This window comes from Streptomyces sp. SID486 (genome assembly GCF_009865385.1).
GTDB lineage: Bacteria > Actinomycetota > Actinomycetes > Streptomycetales > Streptomycetaceae > Streptomyces.
Genome location: NZ_WWJT01000067.1, coordinates 1 through 991, shown reverse-complemented (window position 1 = coordinate 991; position 991 = coordinate 1). Strand labels below are relative to the sequence as shown.

Sequence of the window (991 nt, the reverse complement as noted above, 5' to 3'; positions counted from 1 at the left end):
CGACCGCGGCTGGGACCTGGAGGCGCTGTACCACCCCGATCCCGAGCACAAGGGCACGGCGTACGCGCGTGAGGGTGGTTTCCTGTACGACGCTGGTGATTTCGATCCGGGGTTCTTCGGGATCTCGCCGCGTGAGGCGTTGGCGATGGACCCGCAGCAGCGGCTGCTGCTGGAGACGTCGTGGGAGGCGTTGGAGCGGGCGGGTATCGATCCGGCGTCGGTGCGCGGCAGCCAGACCGGCGTCTTCTGCGGCCTGACCTACCACGACTACGGTGACCTGGTCCACCAAGCCGGCGAGGCGTCCGAGGGCTACCTGATGACCGGCAACGCGGGCAGCGTCGCCTCAGGCCGCATCTCGTACACGTTCGGGTTCGAGGGTCCTGCGGTGACGGTGGACACGGCCTGCTCGTCGTCGCTTGTCGCCCTGCACTGGGCGGCGCAGGCGCTGCGGCAGGGCGAGTGCACACTCGCTCTCGCCGGCGGGGCGACCGTCATGGCCAGCCCTGTCGCCTTCGTCGAGTTCAGCCGTCAGCGGGGTCTGTCGCCCGACGGCCGGTGCAAGGCGTTCGCGGCAGGTGCGGACGGCACCGGCTGGGCCGAGGGCGTGGGCATGCTCCTGCTGGAGCGCCTGTCCGACGCCCGCCGCAACGGGCACCCCGTGCTCGCCGTGGTCCGGGGGTCGGCCCTGAACCAGGACGGTGCGAGCAACGGCCTCTCCGCGCCGAACGGTCCGTCGCAGCAGCGGGTGATCCGTTCCGCGCTGGCGAACGCCCGGGTGTCGGCGGGCGAGGTGGATGTGGTGGAGGCGCACGGTACGGGGACGAAGCTGGGTGACCCGATCGAGGCGCAGGCGCTGCTGGCGACCTACGGCCAGGACCGTCCGGAGGACCGGCCGCTCTGGCTGGGTTCGATCAAGTCGAACATCGGACACACACAGGCCGCGGCGGGTGTCGCGGGTGTCATCAAGATGGTGCTGGCGATGCGGCACGGG

General features: G+C 71.2%; 1 protein-coding gene. It reads left to right on the top strand.

Annotated elements, in window-relative coordinates:
* Positions 1 to 991 (top strand): polyketide synthase (locus tag GT045_RS03240; protein WP_161333234.1); only part of this gene is annotated, 991 nt, incomplete at both ends.